Raw genomic sequence first — 17,188 nt, 5'->3', positions numbered from 1 at the left:
CGAGCAAAGACGAGACGAGAAGAGAAGAGGAGAGATTACGATGGCGGCACGAGGTTACGAGCAGGTCGGAGTGGCGATGACTTGCAGAGGGTATGACGAGTATTTGCGCATGTTTGATTTGAATGAGAAAGTTCTGTCCGATGGCGAGGTGCTTGATGTAGCGGCGGGAGGCTCGTCGTTTACGGCGGAGGCGAATGCAAGAGGCTTCTCGGCGATCGCCGCCGACCCGCGTTATAATCTGGAGCTGGCGCAGTGGATTATGGAAGCCGAAAGGGAAATCGAGACGTCGACGGCCAAGCTGGTCAAGCTGGCGGACTCGTTCGACTGGAGCTATTACGGCTCCATTGACCGGCATCGCGACGGCAGGAAGGAATCGCTTGCACGATTCGAGGCGGACGTGATGAAGGGGGATGCCGGTGACCGATATATCGGGGCAAGCCTGCCGGAGCTGCCTTTTGAGGATAATCGCTTTTCACTCGTTTTGTGCAGTCACTTTTTGTTCTTATACGCTGATCAATTTGGATATGACTTCCATAAAGAATCCGTTAACGAGCTTATGCGGGTATGCAGGCCCGGCGGGCAAATCCGGATATATCCGCTTCTGTCATTAAGCTGGGAGCCATACTCCGGTCTTGCTGCTTTAATGGAACATATTGAAGGTACCGGAGCAAGGGCGGAACTGCGTTCTTCGCATCTTCCATTCATTCCAGGATCCGGGTATATGCTGGGCATTTCGCTTTAATTGCATTTGCCTGATTTTATCGCTATAATGGTGCTATTCGCCGTACAACCGGCGGTTATATTTAGGAGGTTGTTCAATTGAAAGGAACAGTTAAGTGGTTTAATGCAGAGAAAGGCTATGGCTTTATCCAAACAGAAGGCGGAGAAGACGTATTCGTTCACTTCTCGGCTATTCAAGGAGAAGGCTTCAAGACGTTGGATGAAGGGCAAGCGGTCGAATTCGACATTACTGAGGGTAACCGCGGCGCTCAAGCGGCCAACGTCATTAAACTATAGGAATCGAATTACACAAGAACGATCGAGGCGGCTCCCTGGCAACAGGGAGCCGCTTCTGCTTTATAGGACGATTTGGAAAGCGGTCTGGCTATCGTTCATGACGGCTTAGCAAGTACCGCAGCAGAAAGCTTGCAGCTGCAAGCAGAGCGAAGGCGGAGCCCATCCGGAAAAAGGCTTCCCGGCCAAATTGCTCATAAACGAACCCGCCGAACATCCCGCTGATGACACCCGCGAGACCGGTCCAGACGACGGCGTACATGGCCTGTCCGGAAGCCCTGAATTCGTCCGGAATCAGCCGGGACAGGTAGCGGAGCGCGGTAGAGAAATAAATGCCGAAGGAAATGCTGTGCATGGCCTGGGTTGCAATAACCCAGCGGGGATCCTGGATTTCGCTGAGCAGCCAGAGCCGGACCGCGTACATAACGGATGCGAGCATGAGCAGCGGAAGCTCTTTGAACTTATGGCCGAATTTGCCGAGCAGAAACAGAACGGGAATTTCGCTTAAAGCGGAAATGAGCCAGGCAAGGCCTACGAGCGAATCGCTTGCCCCCATATGGCGCATTGTAACGGCCAGGAAGCCCTCGTACATGCGATGTGGAATCGATATCGTTAGTAGGATCAGGAAAAACAGCAGCACGTCCTTCTGCCTGACAAGCTTAAAAAATCCCGAAAAATCGATTTTGCGGACGCTGCCTTGATAATCTTTTATTCTAGTCGTTAAGGCGAGCGTTATCGCTATCGTTGTCATGGCAAGCGGAAGCGTCCAGGAAGTGCCGATATGCTTTAATATCAAGCCGATGCTGTAGGCAGTGACCGCAAAGCCGAGTGAGCCGAATATCCGGATCAGCGCATAAGGGGTGCCTGTGTACTGGCTTGACAGAAGCAATAAGCTGTCGCTCAAAGGGTTGATTGGCGTTTGAAAAAAATAGAAGCCCATCATGACGAGGCATACAAGCGCAAAATTGTGGGTAGGGAACAGCATGGAAATCATGACAAGCTGCCCGAGCAACAACAGCATGAGCAGCTTTTTAATCGTTCTGTATTTGTCGCTTGCGATTCCGAGAATGATGTTGGCGAAAATCGATATAAACGGTCCGGTGGAATAAATAATGCCGATTTCCTGCTCCGAGAAACCCCGGTCCAGGAAGTAAAGCGGGATAAACGAGACGACCATCGCCGCGGTCGAGTAAGCGGAGAAGCTGTAGACCCGAAGCGACAGCGTCTCCTTGCGGGCCGAATCCGACAGCCCCGTGCGGGCTGTTTCAGTAGTAATCATGCTGCTGGTTCACTCCATCTCTGTCTAAAAACAATAGGAAACCAGTATAGCACGCTGGCTAGCAACATTTGAAGCTGGATTATTATGAGTCGAAATGGTACATTAGGATGTGGAGGTTTACAATGGGAGTGTATCGTTTTGATTGGAATGAACGGCTTCGGATCCGTCTTCCCGTGCTGGAAACGGAATGGGAGCAGTATGAGCGGGCGGAGCAGCTTGAGATCGTCGCGCAGTGGGAGCTGATCAGGGGAACGATCCCGGACCGTATCATGGAATTCGAACGGCAGATCAATGCGATGCAGGAGAGGCTTAACGAGGAAGAAAGCTTCGAAATATCCTGTATATTAAACTACGAAATTGCCGATTATGCGAGTAGGATCAATGATTTGCACATTTGGTACCGCATCGATCAGCAGGTAGAATCGCGCCGTCATTCATGAGACGAGTCTGAGGAGGGGTGCGTCGTGAGACTAACGACACTGTCAGGCAGCCGGGTGCCCCAAGGGCCTTTCAAGCTTATGCACCGCGTTTACAAGTATGTGCTTCCGGACGTAGAGCGGGAGCTGGAGCGGCTTCGCGCGCTTGCGGAGCGGATACCCGATCAAGAGCTGAGGACCCAGGCCCTGAACAGCATGAACAGCAAAAAGTTTCACTGTCAAGGCGGCGGCGTTTACGCCGCGGCTAATTTGGAGCACAGGCACGCGCTGATTCCGTTAATTGTCTCGCTGCAGACAATCAGCGACTACCTGGACAACCTATGCGACCGGAGCACGTCGCTCGACCCGGACGATTTCCGTCTGCTGCACCGCTCTATGCAGGACGCGGTAGATCCGGCGGCGGGACTAAGGGATTATTACGCTTTGCGCGCGGAACGTAACGACGGGGGATATTTGCATCATCTGGTTCGGACGTGTCAGCAGCATGCGGCAATGCTGCCTTCGTACGGAAACGTGCAGCGCCAGGTGGAGGAGCTGGTACAGCTGTACTGCGATCTCCAGGTGTATAAGCATATCCGTCCGGATATGCGCGAAGCGCAGCTGCTGGCTTGGTGGGAGCGGCATAAAGACGGCTACCCTAACCTGCACTGGAATGAATTTGCGGCGGCGACCGGCTCGACGCTCGGCATGTTCATGCTGTTCCTTGCCGCGAGCGAAGAGGGGTTGTCCGCCCGGGATGCGGCAGCAATCAAAGATATATATTTTCCGCATGTATGCGGTCTACATATTTTGCTTGATTATTTAATCGATCAGGAAGAGGACCAGGCAGGCGGAGATCTTAATTTTTGCAGCTATTATGATAATGAAGGTCTGCTTGTTGAGCGCATCGGGCTTATTGTGAACCGTGCGCGGGAGGACGTGAAGCTGCTCCCGGCTTCGCGTTTCCACCGTTTGATTATAGAAGGGCTGCTGGCCTTGTATTTATCAGACCCGAAGGTCCGCCGCCAGGCGGATGTGAGAGATGTTTCGCGAAGGCTCATGAAGAACAGTCCGCTGACGCGTCTGTTTTTTCTAGTAAACAGCATCTGGATTCGGAAACAACAGGCTTGATTATAAACAACATTTTGTGGAGGTATGAACCATGTCTGCAGTCAAATCAATCGCAGTACTGACAAGCGGAGGAGATTCCCAAGGAATGAACGCGGCCGTAAGGGCCGTCGTCAGAAGCGCGTTGTTTCACGGCCTGGACGTATACGGGGTACAAAGAGGATATCAGGGACTTATCAATGATGATTTGCGCCAAATGGACTTAAGGAGTGTTGGCGATATTATCCAGCGCGGCGGCACGATTTTGCAAACCGCGCGCTGTAAAGAGTTCCTGACGGCGGAAGGCCAGGAGCGTGGAGCCGAGGTGCTTCGTTCCAGAGGGATCGACGGCCTTGTTGTTATCGGCGGGGACGGCTCCTACCAGGGCGCCAACAAGCTGAGCAAGCTGGGCATCAAAACGATGGGCTTGCCGGGCACGATCGATAACGACATCCCGTTCACGGACGTTACGATCGGCTTCGATACGGCGGTGAGCATCGTGGTGGATGCGATCAACAAAATCCGCGATACGATGTCCTCCCACGAGCGCTCCTCGATCGTTGAAGTCATGGGCCGCCATTGCGGCGATATCGCTCTTTATGCCGGCCTTGCGAGCGGCGCTGAGACGATTCTCGTCCCTGAGGTGCCGTTTGAGCTTAACGAGGTTGCGGAACGAATGAAAACGAATTTTGCCAAAGGCAAACGCCACAGTATCATCGTTGTTGCCGAAGGCGCCGGCAAAGGTGATGAGGTTGCCCAGCAAATTACGGGGAACTGCGGAATCGAGCCGCGAGTTACCGTTCTCGGTCATATTCAGCGGGGCGGCACGCCGACGGCAGCCGACCGGATTTTGGCAAGCCGTCTGGGTGACTTCGCCGTTCGGAGATTGATGGAAGGCGATTCCGGAAAAGCTTGCGGAGTAGTGCGCGGAGAGCTTGTCACGACGGATATCGATACGGTCGTCAATTCGAAGAAGCCGTTCGACAAAGAAATGTATGAGCTTGCGCTTCGTCTATCCCAATAAACCGATAGAAAAGGACCTCCCGGGGTGTTAACCCTGCAGGAGGTCCTTTTTGCAAATTTTATTTGTATTCGACGCCGGGGGAATATTTATTGCCGGCGTTCCAGAGCAAATACTCATTGATTCCGGTATCGTGCAGCGCTTTAATCTGGGCTTCGACCTCTGCTTTACCGTACTTTTTGTATTGGCCCTTGCCGAGCCAGCTGGCCGTAAAATCCTGAATCCACGGGCGGATAATCGGCTTCGTGTCGGCAATGGGATCAAGCTTGGTATGCGTATCCGTCATAGCGCCCTTGATCGTCTCGTAAGGTTTTAAATCGGGCGCCTTTTGTTTGAACCAGCCCGTGCTGTAATGGCTTGGATATACCATTGGCGAGATGACGTGCACGTCGTTTGAAATTTTGACGAAATCCTGGCCGATGCCTTCGGCCGCAGGCACGGAAGCGGCATAGCCGAATATGTCCACCGAAACGCGCACGCCGAGCGGCTCGAGCTGCTCGCGGGCGTATTTGACGAACCCGGCTACCGTGTCGACACGGCTTTGCTCCGTCTTGCTGAAGGTTAAGGAATCGGCTTTTTTCTCGAACCCTTCCGGGAACCGGACATAGTCGAACTGGATTTCCTTGAAGCCGATCTTTGCAGCCTCCTTGGCGACTGCGACATTATATTCCCATACCTCCTTGCGGTAAGGGTTGACGAAGCTTTCGCCGCGTCCGTTTTTCCATATCGTCCCGTCCTGATGCCGGAAGGACAGCTCCGGCTGTTTGCGTGCAAGCACCGTATCCTTGAACACGACGACCCGGGCGATCGGATATATGTTATTTTCCTTCAAGGTGACCATCAGCGCGTCAATATTCCGAATATATTTCTTGGACTCGCCAACCTCGAGCAGCTCGGGCGTCGTCGTCGGATAAGTGATATAGCCGGTATCATCCTTAATATCAATGACCATACTGTTAAGCTCGGTGTCTTTCACAAGCTTTAAAAGCGATTCCAAACGGGCTCCGCCGGCACTGTGAGCGGTTACGTAAATGCCTTTGATCGGCGGCGTTTCCGGCTGCGGATCTTTCTTGACTCCCGGTTTTGCGGCGTTTTCCTTTACCGGGCTTTCCTCCATGGGCGTCCCCGCAATGACGGTCCGGCCCGCCGCCGAATTTATGTATACAGCGGCAATTTGCCTGGCGTCGGCGTTGTCTTCCCCGGTCCCGGCGAGCAAGTTGTACAGCAGCAAAAGTGATGAAATGATGATGTCCATTATGCTCTCTCCCCGTTTGCTAGTTTGACCAAATTATAAAGCAGGGACAGGCTTTCGGTCATCTTTTTTTTCAGAGAACGGTATCGGGTATTTGCTTCTTCGGCCCCTTACGCGAATAAAAAAGCCAGCCGAGTTGTTCTCGGCCGGCTTATACATAAAGCTTGTGTCCCGCATTGTCAATGTAACAAAGCTTCTCTCTGCTGGTTGCAAATACTGTGCTGCACGATTTCCATTGCGTCTGCGGGCTCGAGCAAAGCGAGTCCGTCACGCAGCACGATGCTGATGTCCAATTCGCGTTCCGTGAGAAAAGGACTAAGCTCTGGGGCAAGCTTCTCTACAATTTGAGACAATTTGACCGTTTCCAAATCCATTGAGCATCACCCTTTCATATTTAATGTTCAGGGGAAATCATATGGCAAGAAACCAAAAAGCTACGGGATACGAATATTATAGCAGGATCACTTTCAAAAACATAGGGATATGCGGCAAAATCCATATTCGCGTATATAAATTAGTCCTTTGGCTTAGAGAAATCGCCAATGACGCCTACCGTCTCCACTATGTTAATGAAGGCATGCGGGTCAATCGCTTTGATCGTCTTGCCAAGCTCCGCCAGCTCGTATTTTGTCCGGACCGTCATCAGCATGTCGCGCTCGGCGGAAGAATAGGCGCCCCTTGTTTTTACAATCGTAATGCCCCGCGGATGGGTTAACAGCTTCGACAGCAGCTCTTCGGTTTTGGTCGTAATAATAAAAGCAGTCAGTTTATGGTGACGGACATGGATCAGATCCACGACTTTGCCCGCCGAGAAAATCGACAGCAGGGAGTACAGCGCGGAGTCCCAGTTTTTCGTAAACATGACCAGCGCGGCGATGACGACGCCGTTCAGAATGAAAATAATCATGCCGACCGGCAAATCGCGCTTTCGGGTAACGATGGAAGCGATGATGTCGAAGCCGCCGGACGAGCCGCCGTACCGGAGCAGCAGGCCGCTGCCGAATCCTATAATGATTCCTCCGAATACGGAGCCGAGCAATACATCCTCCGCAATTTTCCGGACCGGAATGAACTGCAAAAAAAGTGTCGATGCTAGTACCGAAAAAATGCTCCAGTAAATGAACCGGTGCCCGACCGCGAACCATCCCCAAATGAGAACGGGAATGTTCAATATTAAATAAAGCCAGCCTATATTGCCACCGGTAATATATCCGATAATCATTGAAATGCCGGAAATTCCTCCTGCCAGCAGCTGATGCGGAATTAAAAACAGGTTGAAGCCCGCGGCGACAAGGAGTGCTCCGAGCGTCATGACAGGCACGGAAACCAGGGATTTAAAGGAAGTCGCATTCATCGTAATCTCTCCCATTCGGACGCCTTTTCAGGCAGGCGGTAAATGTTGCGATTAGTATGGCTTTAATTGGTTTACTGGTATTCATGACTGATTCTGTGCTATAATGATTTGGATATTCTTAAGTAGGCTGTAGATAAAAGGAGTTTGAGAAAAGTTTGAAAACATTTGCTGAATTTGGCTTGGAACCAAAAGTGTTGCAGGCAATTACCGAACTTGGATTCGAGGAATCGACCCCGATCCAGGACAAAGCGATCCCGATTGCTATGGAAGGCAAGGATTTGATCGGCCAAGCACAGACGGGTACAGGAAAGACGGCGGCATTCGGAATTCCGCTCATTAACAAAATTCCGACTAGCGAGGAACGAATTGTCGCATTAATCATGACGCCAACCCGTGAACTCGCAATCCAAGTGGCTGACGAGATCGGGAAGCTGACTCGATACAAAGGTCTTCGTTCGCTGCCGATTTACGGCGGTCAGGAAATCGGCCGTCAAATCCGTGCGCTGAAGAAGAAACCTCAAATTATTATCGGCACTCCGGGTCGTTTGCTCGACCACATCAACCGGAAGACGATTCGTCTGGAAGACGTTCAGACGGTTATCTTGGACGAGGCTGATGAAATGCTGGATATGGGCTTCATGGAAGACATCCAGTCGATCCTGAAGCAGGTTCCGGAAGAACGTCACACGATGCTGTTCTCCGCAACGATGCCGCTTAATATCCAGAAACTGGCTCAGCAGTTCCTGAAAAATCCTGAGCACGTTTCGGTTATTCCGAAGCAGGTAACGGCTCCATCGATCGAGCAGGCTTACATCGAGGTACACGAGCGTCAGAAGTTCGAAGCGCTAAGCCGTTTGCTTGACATGGAATCCCCTGAGCTGGCAATCATCTTCGGCCGTACGAAGCGCCGCGTAGACGAGCTTAGCGAAGCACTGCAGAAGCGCGGTTATTCCGCTGACGGACTGCACGGAGACCTGTCCCAGAACCAGCGCGACAGCGTTATGCGCAAATTCCGCGACGGAAGCATCGACGTTCTCGTTGCAACGGACGTTGCAGCCCGCGGTCTTGACGTTTCCGGCGTTACTCACGTCGTCAACTTCGACCTTCCGCAGGATCCTGAGAGCTACGTACACCGTATCGGCCGTACGGGCCGTGCAGGGAAGGAAGGTACGGCGTGGTCGTTCGTAACACCTCGCGAGATCGATCACCTTCACTTCATCGAGAAGATCACCCGCCAAAGGATGAACCGCAAACCGCTCCCAAGCATCGCGGAAGCGATCGAAGGGAAGCAGCGCGTTACGGCTGAGCGCGTTCTTGAAATTGTTCAGAACGATGAATTCTCCGAGTACAAAGCGATCGCAATCCAATTGCTCGAACAATATGATTCGGTGCACTTGCTGGCAGCTGCAATCAAATTGCTTACGGGCGAGAAGAAGAACGTTGATGTTGAGCTGACACCAGAAGAACCGCTGCGCGCCAAGAAGCGCAGACCGGATATCCGCTCGAACGGACGTCCGTTTAACCGCAGCGGCGGCTCCTCGTCGTACGGCGGCAGCCGCAGCGGCGGCGGATACCGCGGACGCGACGATCGTCGCGGCAGCAGTGCCGGAGGCAGCTCGCGCGGCGGCTATGAGAACCGCGGCGGCGGCTACGGAAGCAAACGCAGCAGCGAAGGTCGTTCGGACAATCGCAGACCAAAGAGCGGCTCGGAAGATTATGTAAATAACTGATCATTCAGACCGAGTAAGTCCGTTGCCTTACGGGCATCCGGGCTTGCTCGGTTCTTTTATTACCGCCATAGGACGGCGACAGCCGTTTACGCTCGGCTGAATCTTACTTTTCTGGGGGCAGATCAAAGTGGAACCAAGAGGTCTAATGGGTGGGTTTTACCGGATTTCCGAGTGGATCATGCGGTTATCGGTTATTAACGTATTGTGGATCGTATGCTCGATTCCATTTGTTTTCCTGGCGATTCCTTTACTGACGGCAGGAGGCGGCACGGAAGCCGAAATGCTGAGCCAGGTTTACATGACTTTGATTTTGATGGCGATCGTTGCGCCGTTCACGCTGTTTCCGGCCACTGCCGCTATGTTCTCGGTAGCGCGTAAATGGGTGATGGGCGAAACCGATGCCGCGCTGTTTAAAACATTCTTTAAAGGGTATAAGGAAAACTACAAGCAAAGCATGCTCGGCGGGATCGTATATACGCTTCTGCTTGCGATTATGGTCGTTGACTTTATCGTATACCGCGAGCAATTGAATTTGCTGTCGTATATTTTTATCGCCTTTCTGATTCTTTTGGTCGTTTCGTTATTTAATTTTTTCTCGATGCTTGTCCACTATCATATGAAAACGTTTCAATTGCTTAAAAATGCAGTCCTGATCACGATCGGCAAGCCGTTCCGTTCGATCTCGACGGCGATTATGGCTGGAGCGGTTATGTATTTCAGCACGCGCTTTACGTTCCTGATTCCGTTCTTTATGGGCAGCATTATCGCTTATTTGTCCTTCTGGAATTTTTACATCATTTACCAGAAACTGCAGGATCAAGCGGAGAAAGCGCGCATTGCGGAGGAAGAGGAAGCGGAGCAGGCTGCTGAGCTGGACCGTGAGGACCTGGTGAAAAGCGATTATAACGACGGCAGCAAATAACAAGCGGAGGAAAGTTTACTTTTACTTTTATTCGGTCTATAATAGCTATACCTCCTGCGATGCTCGTTACGGCTTTGCGCTGTTTTGAACCAATGGCTGTTTCACGGGAGACCAACATCGAAGCGTAGCTGACACGCCCCCGAAAGGGGATCTCAAAAGCGGTTCTGCGGTCACCCACCTGCGTAAGCGGGTTCAGAAACAAGTGAGTCGGACGGCATAGGCGGGTTCTCATTTTTAGGCGAAGAGCATCTGCTGGTAATTCCAGCGATTGCTCTTTTTTCATGGGACAAATCATGGTATCATATAGAGTAATGTACATAGATGCCGGAGGGGGAGATCGTTTTTGTTGAAGCGGACCTTGATCGGGCTGCTGCGTAGTCACGAACAGACAGGCGACAGAGCTAAGGATCCATTGCTCAAATCTCATTTCTACAAGCTATCGAAGGAAAAGACTTGGGAAGAAGTGATTTCGACTCTTAAGAAGATGCAAGGCTATAAGGTGCTGCACGAAGTACATTCCGTCGGGGAGATCGTGCTGGAGAAACGCACGGCATTCGGTAGAACGATGGACATTACCGTTTCCGTCATCAGCGTGAACCCGCTGCAATCGGCGGTCGACATCTATTCGGCTTCACGTGGATCATTAGGTGATTTGGGTTCGAACTACAGAGTCATTTTGGAGCTGTATCGCGCGCTTGATAAGAAACTGGCGGCGTTTAAAGTTAATAATTAATTCATAAAACAAAGCGAGGAAGGATGTCCTTCACTCGCTTTGTTTGCAGATTGGCAGCTTTATACGATTGCTTTAACCGCAAGGAGAGCTTGTTCGTAGTTCGGGTGCTCCGTCATTTCCGGCAAGTACTCTACGTATTGGATCTTATCGTCCGCCCCGATGACGAAGATCGAGCGGTGGTTAAGACCAAGCTCTTTAATGTATACGCCGTAAGCTTCGCCGAAGCTGTGCGCTTTGTAATCGGAGAGCATGACGACTTTATCGACGCCTGCCGCGCCGCACCAGCGTGCTTGGGCGAATGGGAGGTCAACGCTGACGGTCAGAACGACAACGTTGTCGCCGAGAGCTCCGGCTTCTTCATTGAAACGGCGCGTTTGCGCATCGCAAACACCGGTATCGATGGAAGGAACGACGCTGATTAATTTGATTTTACCTGCATAATCCTTAAGGGAAACGGTTTCTACAAGGGATTTGTTAAGTACGAAATCGGGAGCGGCGTCACCTGCTTTCAATTCGGGTCCAACCAATGTGATCGGATTGCCTTTGAATGCGGCAGCTCCATTGCGTTCTTGAGACATGTGTAACTTCCTCCTCTAATGGATATGGTCAATACCAGACTTATTATAATCGGAATGAAACGAACTTGTCCAATTATTGGAGCAGAAAGGGGATGTTCAAGATGATCTTTTTGCGCTACGAAAGCTTCGGTTCTTATTTGCGGTTATATCCGGTAACCTCCACTCTTATTGCTTTGAATCTGATCTATTTTATTGTCGTGGCTATGAGCGGGAATACGACGGATGCCGGGCATCTGTTTGAATATGGGGCATTTGTAACGGAAGCGGGACATGATCCGTATGGTATGATTGAGCCATGGCGTTATTTGACGGCTATGTTCATGCACGCCGGCCTTGAGCACCTGCTGTATAATATGTTTGCTCTGCTAATATTTGCTCCGCCGCTTGAACGGCTGCTGGGATCCGTGCGCTATGCCTTCTTTTATGTTTTGTGCGGGATAGCGGGCAACGTGATGAGCGCGCTTGCTAATACGATAGAGAGCGACTCCGGCATCCACATCGGTGTTGGCGCTTCGGGGGCGATTTACGGCGTATACGGCGCTTTTTTATTTCTTTCCTTGCTCCGTAAGGCGCAGCTGGATGAGAGCTCGCGCAAGACGGTTTACACGATTTTAATATTTGGAGTCATCTATTCCCTGCTCGTGCCGAGAGTGGATTTATGGGCGCATGTAGGCGGAGCTCTGGGCGGCTTCCTGCTTTATCAATTGTTTGAACGTAAGCCGGCGCGGGGGCGACGGCATCATACCTGAAAAATTAACGCGTACGGGAGAGAATGGAACGAGTATGGAACTTCGTCAGCTTTATTATTTCGTCAAAGTAGCAAAAAAAGAACACGTAACCCAAGCTGCGGAGGAGCTTCATGTCGCGCAATCTGCTGTGAGCCGGCAAATTCACCAGCTGGAGGAGGAGCTTGGGGTCAAGCTGTTCGTTCAAAAGGGCCGAAATTTGCAACTTACGCCGGTCGGCCAATTATTTCTGAAGCGGGCAGAGGTCATATTAGCCGATTTGGAAAGGGCCGTCATCGAAATACATGAGTTTCTCGATCCGGAGAAGGGGGAAATCCGGCTGGGCTTTCCGCATAGTCTGGGCATTTCGCTAATTCCGCAGGTGGTGGCGGCGTTCCGGAAGCAGCATCCTAATGTGAAGTTCCGTTTTAAGCAGGGAATGTATCCGACGCTTATTAGAGATATGATGAAGGGGGAAATCGATTTGGCGTTTATTTCCCCGTTCCCTGACGATCATGAGTCCGTCTGCGGCGAGGTGCTGCTAACGGAGGAGCTGTATGCGATCGTGCCGCCCGGACACCGTTTGTGCGAGGCGGAGTCGATCGAGCTTCAGGAGCTGCAGAACGAAACCTTTGTGCTTTTCAGCGAGGGATATTCTTTAAGGCCAATCGTATGGGAAGCGTGTCAGGAAGCAGGGTTTACGCCCATCATCGGCTTCGAAGGAGAGGAAACCGATACGATTCGGGGACTCGTGGCCGCCGGGATGGGTGTCAGCCTGCTTCCCGAGATGGCGTTGCATCATACCGGTCCTTTGCAGCCCTCCAAGGTGCGTGTGACGAACCCGCAGGTGACCAGAACGATCGGCCTCATCAGACGGTCGAACGAGAAGCTGCCGCTGGTGGCGAAGGTGTTCCATAACTTCCTGCTTCGTTACTTTCAGGACGGTATTCGAGAAACGTAGATTTTGAAAATAAAAAAAGGAGCTGCTTGACGGTCTATGACCGACGAGCAGCTCCTTTTTTGCTTCGTTTACTCCTGCCTGCTTCCCGCTACGAATATCATGATGTACCTTACAAGCTCAAGCAGAGAAAGCAGCGCAGCCGCTACATAGGTTAAAGCAGCTGCGTTGAGCACCTTGGCGACGCCCCGCTCTTCGTCATTGGCGATAAAACCTTCCGCGATCATAAGATCCCGTGCGCGGTTGCTGGCATTATATTCGACCGGAAGGGTGATCAGCTGGAAGGCGACCGCCACCGAGAAGAAAATGATGCCGAGCCCGATCAAATTCAATGCGGAGAACAGTATACCTGCAATAAAAAGAAACGGTGCGATGCCGGACGCGAAATTAACGACCGGGAAGATGCGGTGTCGCAGGACGAGCATCGGATAATGCTCGGCATGCTGAATCGCATGTCCCACCTCGTGGCAGGCAACGGATACGGCGGAAATCGACCGTTCATAGTAGACGGGCTCCGACAAACGGACGACGCGGTGTATCGGGTCGTAGTGGTCGGTTAGGGCGCCTCGCACCGGTTCGATCGGAATATGGTGCAGTCCGTTCGCGTCGAGCATCCGGCGTGCCGCATCGTAGCCGGTCATGCCGCTTCGGGCATGAACGTGAGACCACTTCTTGAACGTGCCCTTCACGCGGAACTGAGCCCATATCGTAAGAATAAACGCGAGTATCGTCAAAATGAAAATCAAAGTCATCGAGTCTTCCTCCTTATAATGTAGATTTACATCGTTACATGAGGGAGCTCTTATTTAGAAGGAGCATAATCGCTTCCATGCAAGCGGCCGTCTGCGGCATTAGGCGCGTATAGAGGTGGCTTGCCTGGCGGGGCTTAAGTTTATTGATAACCGGCGCCAGCTCCTTGACTTCGCGCTCCAGCTGGCTTAAATGAGCCTGCAGGTCGGTCAGCTTACGGGTAACGTGCTCTTCCGGGGAAATTTTGCTCCAGCTGTCTATTGTAGCTTTAATCTCATCTAACGTATATTTATCTTTTTTCATTTTTTCAATACGTTCGAGGCGTTCTAAGGTTTCAGGGGCATAAAGCCGATAATTTTTCGCTGAACGCTCCGCCGGCTCTATGAGGCCGATGGAAGTATAATAATCAATGGTCCGCGGACTGATGTTCGACAGCCGGGCCAGCTCTCCGATTCGATACATGTTCATCTCCTCCGATCGTTCTTTGTCACGCAGGTCCGAATAGGACATTTTTCTTAGGGGGCGCAAAGCCATAAACACGTTTTCTACTATATATAATGATAATAGGAAAGTAACCATACAGTCAAACGTGTGACATGGCTGTGTAATATGCGGTTCAATAGGGAGCAAAATAGGATGCTATGCCTATGAATTCTGAAAATGCGAAGAATTAGAGTGCGAAATAGATGAATTCGGTTCCAAAATGTGCAAAATCCAAACGTTCGTGTCAGTTTTCTTGCCGAACGTTAGATTATTTTTAAAAATAAAGCGAAAACATATTGTCAAATTGAGCACTACTGACTATAATGACATTAAGTCTTTCCTCTCATGTAAAGGAACATAACATTTAGGGAGTGGTCGTAATGATTAAGAAAACGATGTTAGCTTTAGGGATCTTCACCTTGCTATTTCCAGTAGCGGCGTTTGCTGAGGACCCGTCGGCTGCAACGTTAAACATGGGTCTTAACTCGCTCTGGGTTATGCTCTCGTTCATCTTGGTTCTACTTATGCAGGGCGGATTTATTCTTCTTGAAACAGGCTCTACACGAATGAAAAATGCCGGTCACGTCGCCGGTAAAACGATCTTCACAACAGGTCTTGCAGCACTTATTTATTGGGCAATCGGTTACGGTATCGCATTTGGCGGCGACAGCTCGGTCAACGCGTTATTCGGTTGGGGCGACTTCTTGTTTAACCCGGCTGTAGCGGCTGGCGAAGGCGATTCTCTGCCAGGCACGGTTTTCTTCCTGTTCCAATTGGCTTTCGCAGCCGTTTCGCTTTCGATTGCATGGGGCGGTTTTGCTGAAAGAGCTAAACTTTCTTCTTACATCGTGTTTACGTTGTTCTTCATCGCAATTATTTACCCGACTGTAGCTCACTGGATCTGGGGCGGCGGCTGGCTTGCAGAGGACGGCGCACAAGACTTCGCGGGTTCGACAGTCGTTCACTTGACCGGTGCGATTGCGGCATTCGCAGCTACAGTATTACTTAAACCGCGTATCGGCAAATTTAACAAAGACGGCTCCGCAAACGAAATTTTGGGTCACAACCAAGTATTTACTGCACTTTCCGTATTGCTGCTTTGGGTTGGCTGGTTCGGCTTTAACGCAGGCAGCACGGTTGCAATCGGTGACGGCTTCTTCGGTTACGTAGCGTTTAACACGATGCTTGGCGCTGGCGCCGGCGGCGTGGCTGCACTTCTTATCTCTTGGGCTGTTACAGGAAAAGCGGACATTACAACAATGCTTAACGGTACGCTTGCAGGTCTGGTTGCCATCACGGCATCCTGCGCATTCGTCGATCCTTGGGCGGCTGTCGTTATCGGCCTCGTAGCCGGCGTGCTGGTGTTCTACAGCGTAAAGTTTTTCGAGAAAATCAAAGTCGACGATCCGATCTTCGCATTGTCGGTTCACGGTATGGCCGGTATTTGGGGTACGCTTGCCAACGGTATTTTCGCAACGACTGCACTTGCCGATAAAGTCGGCATCGGTCAAGGCGGTCTTATCGATACAGGCAGCTGGAAGCAGCTTTGGGTACAATTCGAATCGGTTGTCGTGTGCGGTGCGTTCGTGCTTGCTGCTTCGTTCCTTGTACTTGGCATTATGAAGCTGGTTATGGGCTTCCGTGTTACGGAAGAGCAAGAAATTATCGGTCTTGACCTCAGCGAGCATGGAGCGTATGGTTATCCTGAGCAAATGAAAAAAGGTCAGAGTATTTAAGGGATAACTGAAACGTATAGATGCGGACTGACCGAGGGAAGAGGGCGAGAGCATGGATGATCCGGTGCGGATGCAGCTTCTGAAACAGATCAACTCCGTTGATCATATTGAAGGGCTGCGAAGCTTGCGGGATCAAGTACACGAGCATATGGAAGCTCTTCTTCCAACTCGTCCGGTCGAACAATTTAATGAGCAATTGAATGAGGTGCACGACGCTGTCATCCAGCGTGCGGTTGTCCTCGCAGAAGCGCAAATGGCACGGTTGGGGAAGGGTTCTCCCCCCGTGCCTTATGCGTATTTATTGTTCGGCAGCGGCGGTCGGAAAGAGCAGACATTATCCAGCGATCAAGACAGCGGTATTGTCTATGAGGATCCAGTGTCTGATCCGGCAGAAACACAGCAGTATTTTACAGAGCTAAGCGATTGTATCGTATCCATTCTGCAAACCACTGGATACCCGCTATGCGAAGGCAATGTGCTAAGCAGCAACCCGGATTGGTGTTTGTCGCTGACGGAATGGAGCGGCAAGCTTGACCGTTGGTTTGAAGAGCCGGCGTGGGAATCCGTCCGCTATTTGCTGATCATCGCCGACTGCCGCTGCGTCTATGGAGACAGCAGGCTTGTCGATGAGCTTAAGGATTTCTTTTTTACCGATATGCTTAACCATCCCATTATTTTGAAGCGGATGCTGGACAATACGCTGCGCCATAAAGTGCTGCTCGGCTTTTTTGGACAATTGTTGAAAGAGCAGTACGGTGAAGATACAGGCAGCTTGGACATTAAATACGGGGCATATATTCCAATGGTAAACTCCATTCGTCTATTATCGGTTCAGAACGGGATTCGGGAAACCGCCACACTGGATCGGATTAACAGGCTCGTGAAAATCGGGCAATTGACGGAGGCGGAAGGGAAGGTATACGCCCGGGCTTTCCGATTGTTTTTAAGATTGCGTCTAATGACGACCGAGCAGAGGGATGGCGGGCTTTATGCCAATAACGGCAAGCTGTCAAGCCGGAAGCTGACGAAAGAACTGACTGGTGAATTGAAAAGCAGCCTGAGATTAGGCAAGAAACTGCAAAGAGCGGTATTCAAGCAAACTATGGGCAGGCTTAAGTAAGGCGGTGGTT

Annotated in this window: 19 protein-coding genes and 1 other RNA gene; 13 read left to right on the top strand and 7 right to left on the bottom strand. The window is 51.2% G+C overall.

Features of this window, described 5'->3' with window-relative positions:
- Nucleotides 1-40 precede the first annotated feature (40 nt).
- Together KP806_RS06415 and KP806_RS06410 are read left to right on the top strand one after the other, a co-directional pair.
- Entirely contained in the window at nucleotides 41-742 is a 702-nt protein-coding gene (locus KP806_RS06415) for a class I SAM-dependent methyltransferase (RefSeq protein WP_224722742.1), read from the top strand.
- 77 nt (nucleotides 743-819) lie between these two features.
- A complete protein-coding gene (locus KP806_RS06410; RefSeq protein ID WP_224722741.1) occupies nucleotides 820-1,017 on the top strand; it encodes a cold shock domain-containing protein in 198 nt (65 codons plus the stop codon).
- An 88-nt stretch (nucleotides 1,018-1,105) separates the two neighbouring features.
- On the opposite strand, the gene KP806_RS06405 is transcribed toward KP806_RS06410, so the two are convergent.
- Complete coding sequence (locus KP806_RS06405; RefSeq protein ID WP_224722740.1) at nucleotides 1,106-2,293, bottom strand: MFS transporter; 1,188 nt, start codon at nucleotides 2,291-2,293, stop codon at nucleotides 1,106-1,108.
- 122 nt (nucleotides 2,294-2,415) lie between these two features.
- Here KP806_RS06405 and KP806_RS06400 point away from each other — a divergent pair, with 122 nt between their 5' ends.
- From KP806_RS06400 to pfkA, 3 genes are all read left to right on the top strand, one after another.
- Nucleotides 2,416-2,733 (top strand): hypothetical protein, encoded by a 318-nt coding sequence (locus KP806_RS06400; protein WP_224722739.1) that lies wholly within the window; start codon nucleotides 2,416-2,418, stop codon nucleotides 2,731-2,733.
- 78 nt (nucleotides 2,734-2,811) lie between these two features.
- Complete coding sequence (locus KP806_RS06395; protein ID WP_224723104.1) at nucleotides 2,812-3,840, top strand: tetraprenyl-beta-curcumene synthase family protein; 1,029 nt, start codon at nucleotides 2,812-2,814, stop codon at nucleotides 3,838-3,840.
- Between the two features lie 31 nt (nucleotides 3,841-3,871).
- A complete protein-coding gene (gene pfkA, locus KP806_RS06390) occupies nucleotides 3,872-4,840 on the top strand; it encodes a 6-phosphofructokinase (protein ID WP_224722738.1) in 969 nt (322 codons plus the stop codon).
- A gap of 58 nt (nucleotides 4,841-4,898) precedes the next feature.
- Here the strand turns inward: pfkA and KP806_RS06385 are convergent, their stop codons facing one another.
- From KP806_RS06385 to KP806_RS06375, 3 genes are all read right to left on the bottom strand, one after another.
- Nucleotides 4,899-6,092: a putative glycoside hydrolase gene (locus tag KP806_RS06385; protein ID WP_224722737.1), complete on the bottom strand. Its 1,194-nt coding sequence runs from the start codon at nucleotides 6,090-6,092 to the stop codon at nucleotides 4,899-4,901.
- A 176-nt stretch (nucleotides 6,093-6,268) separates the two neighbouring features.
- The gene (locus tag KP806_RS06380; RefSeq protein ID WP_224722736.1) at nucleotides 6,269-6,463 is read right to left on the bottom strand and encodes a hypothetical protein; all 195 of its coding nucleotides are present in this window, start codon (nucleotides 6,461-6,463) and stop codon (nucleotides 6,269-6,271) included.
- 140 nt (nucleotides 6,464-6,603) lie between these two features.
- Complete coding sequence (locus KP806_RS06375; protein ID WP_224722735.1) at nucleotides 6,604-7,443, bottom strand: YitT family protein; 840 nt, start codon at nucleotides 7,441-7,443, stop codon at nucleotides 6,604-6,606.
- Between the two features lie 155 nt (nucleotides 7,444-7,598).
- Here KP806_RS06375 and KP806_RS06370 point away from each other — a divergent pair, with 155 nt between their 5' ends.
- The 4 genes from KP806_RS06370 to KP806_RS06355 all read left to right on the top strand — a co-directional run bounded on the left by KP806_RS06370 (nucleotide 7,599) and on the right by KP806_RS06355 (nucleotide 10,828).
- Nucleotides 7,599-9,173, top strand: coding sequence for a DEAD/DEAH box helicase (locus KP806_RS06370; RefSeq protein ID WP_224722734.1), 1,575 nt, complete (start codon nucleotides 7,599-7,601; stop codon nucleotides 9,171-9,173).
- A gap of 127 nt (nucleotides 9,174-9,300) precedes the next feature.
- Complete coding sequence (locus KP806_RS06365; RefSeq protein WP_224722733.1) at nucleotides 9,301-10,095, top strand: YesL family protein; 795 nt, start codon at nucleotides 9,301-9,303, stop codon at nucleotides 10,093-10,095.
- A 48-nt stretch (nucleotides 10,096-10,143) separates the two neighbouring features.
- Nucleotides 10,144-10,326, top strand: a non-coding RNA gene (gene ssrS / locus KP806_RS06360) — 6S RNA.
- 112 nt (nucleotides 10,327-10,438) lie between these two features.
- Complete coding sequence (locus KP806_RS06355) at nucleotides 10,439-10,828, top strand: DUF1499 domain-containing protein (RefSeq protein ID WP_224722732.1); 390 nt, start codon at nucleotides 10,439-10,441, stop codon at nucleotides 10,826-10,828.
- Nucleotides 10,829-10,887: 59 nt separating this feature from the next.
- Here the strand turns inward: KP806_RS06355 and tpx are convergent, their stop codons facing one another.
- The gene (gene tpx / locus KP806_RS06350) at nucleotides 10,888-11,406 is read right to left on the bottom strand and encodes a thiol peroxidase (protein ID WP_224722731.1); all 519 of its coding nucleotides are present in this window, start codon (nucleotides 11,404-11,406) and stop codon (nucleotides 10,888-10,890) included.
- Nucleotides 11,407-11,507: 101 nt separating this feature from the next.
- Here tpx and KP806_RS06345 point away from each other — a divergent pair, with 101 nt between their 5' ends.
- Both KP806_RS06345 and KP806_RS06340 read left to right on the top strand, forming a co-directional pair.
- The gene (locus tag KP806_RS06345) at nucleotides 11,508-12,155 is read left to right on the top strand and encodes a rhomboid family intramembrane serine protease (protein WP_224723103.1); all 648 of its coding nucleotides are present in this window, start codon (nucleotides 11,508-11,510) and stop codon (nucleotides 12,153-12,155) included.
- A 34-nt stretch (nucleotides 12,156-12,189) separates the two neighbouring features.
- The gene (locus KP806_RS06340) at nucleotides 12,190-13,092 is read left to right on the top strand and encodes a LysR family transcriptional regulator (RefSeq protein WP_224722730.1); all 903 of its coding nucleotides are present in this window, start codon (nucleotides 12,190-12,192) and stop codon (nucleotides 13,090-13,092) included.
- A 68-nt stretch (nucleotides 13,093-13,160) separates the two neighbouring features.
- Here KP806_RS06340 and KP806_RS06335 read toward each other — a convergent pair whose 3' ends face one another.
- Nucleotides 13,161-13,841: a zinc metallopeptidase gene (locus KP806_RS06335; RefSeq protein ID WP_224722729.1), complete on the bottom strand. Its 681-nt coding sequence runs from the start codon at nucleotides 13,839-13,841 to the stop codon at nucleotides 13,161-13,163.
- Between the two features lie 34 nt (nucleotides 13,842-13,875).
- Nucleotides 13,876-14,307 carry a MerR family transcriptional regulator gene (locus KP806_RS06330; RefSeq protein WP_224722728.1) on the bottom strand — a complete coding sequence of 144 codons (432 nt, stop codon included), beginning with the start codon at nucleotides 14,305-14,307 and terminating at the stop codon, nucleotides 13,876-13,878.
- Nucleotides 14,308-14,702: 395 nt separating this feature from the next.
- On the opposite strand from KP806_RS06330, the gene KP806_RS06325 reads away from it, so the two are divergent.
- Together KP806_RS06325 and KP806_RS06320 are read left to right on the top strand one after the other, a co-directional pair.
- Complete coding sequence (locus KP806_RS06325) at nucleotides 14,703-16,058, top strand: ammonium transporter (protein WP_224722727.1); 1,356 nt, start codon at nucleotides 14,703-14,705, stop codon at nucleotides 16,056-16,058.
- Nucleotides 16,059-16,110: 52 nt separating this feature from the next.
- Nucleotides 16,111-17,178 (top strand): DUF294 nucleotidyltransferase-like domain-containing protein, encoded by a 1,068-nt coding sequence (locus KP806_RS06320; RefSeq protein ID WP_224722726.1) that lies wholly within the window; start codon nucleotides 16,111-16,113, stop codon nucleotides 17,176-17,178.
- The last annotated feature ends 10 nt before the right edge of the window (nucleotides 17,179-17,188 follow it).

It is taken from the genome of Paenibacillus vietnamensis, from assembly GCF_020169515.1.
Taxonomy (GTDB): Bacteria; Bacillota; Bacilli; order Paenibacillales; family Paenibacillaceae; genus Pristimantibacillus; species Pristimantibacillus vietnamensis.
Note: the sequence above shows the minus strand (reverse complement) of the source record. Positions and strands in the feature narration are given on the sequence as shown.

Excerpts from the sequence above, each read along its gene's own strand:
- KP806_RS06375 (WP_224722735.1), bottom strand. The coding sequence starts at position 7,443 with ATGAATGCGACTTCCTTTAAATCCCTGGTTTCCGTGCCTGTCATGACG.
- pfkA (WP_224722738.1), top strand. The coding sequence starts at position 3,872 with ATGTCTGCAGTCAAATCAATCGCAGTACTGACAAGCGGAGGAGATTCC.
- tpx (WP_224722731.1), bottom strand. The coding sequence starts at position 11,406 with ATGTCTCAAGAACGCAATGGAGCTGCCGCATTCAAAGGCAATCCGATC.
- KP806_RS06400 (WP_224722739.1), top strand. The coding sequence starts at position 2,416 with ATGGGAGTGTATCGTTTTGATTGGAATGAACGGCTTCGGATCCGTCTT.
- KP806_RS06415 (WP_224722742.1), top strand. The coding sequence starts at position 41 with ATGGCGGCACGAGGTTACGAGCAGGTCGGAGTGGCGATGACTTGCAGA.
- KP806_RS06345 (WP_224723103.1), top strand. The coding sequence starts at position 11,508 with ATGATCTTTTTGCGCTACGAAAGCTTCGGTTCTTATTTGCGGTTATAT.
- KP806_RS06380 (WP_224722736.1), bottom strand. The coding sequence starts at position 6,463 with ATGGATTTGGAAACGGTCAAATTGTCTCAAATTGTAGAGAAGCTTGCC.
- KP806_RS06325 (WP_224722727.1), top strand. The coding sequence starts at position 14,703 with ATGATTAAGAAAACGATGTTAGCTTTAGGGATCTTCACCTTGCTATTT.
- KP806_RS06385 (WP_224722737.1), bottom strand. The coding sequence starts at position 6,092 with ATGGACATCATCATTTCATCACTTTTGCTGCTGTACAACTTGCTCGCC.
- KP806_RS06320 (WP_224722726.1), top strand. The coding sequence starts at position 16,111 with ATGGATGATCCGGTGCGGATGCAGCTTCTGAAACAGATCAACTCCGTT.
- KP806_RS06335 (WP_224722729.1), bottom strand. The coding sequence starts at position 13,841 with ATGACTTTGATTTTCATTTTGACGATACTCGCGTTTATTCTTACGATA.
- KP806_RS06405 (WP_224722740.1), bottom strand. The coding sequence starts at position 2,293 with ATGATTACTACTGAAACAGCCCGCACGGGGCTGTCGGATTCGGCCCGC.
- KP806_RS06395 (WP_224723104.1), top strand. The coding sequence starts at position 2,812 with ATGCACCGCGTTTACAAGTATGTGCTTCCGGACGTAGAGCGGGAGCTG.
- KP806_RS06340 (WP_224722730.1), top strand. The coding sequence starts at position 12,190 with ATGGAACTTCGTCAGCTTTATTATTTCGTCAAAGTAGCAAAAAAAGAA.
- KP806_RS06330 (WP_224722728.1), bottom strand. The coding sequence starts at position 14,307 with ATGAACATGTATCGAATCGGAGAGCTGGCCCGGCTGTCGAACATCAGT.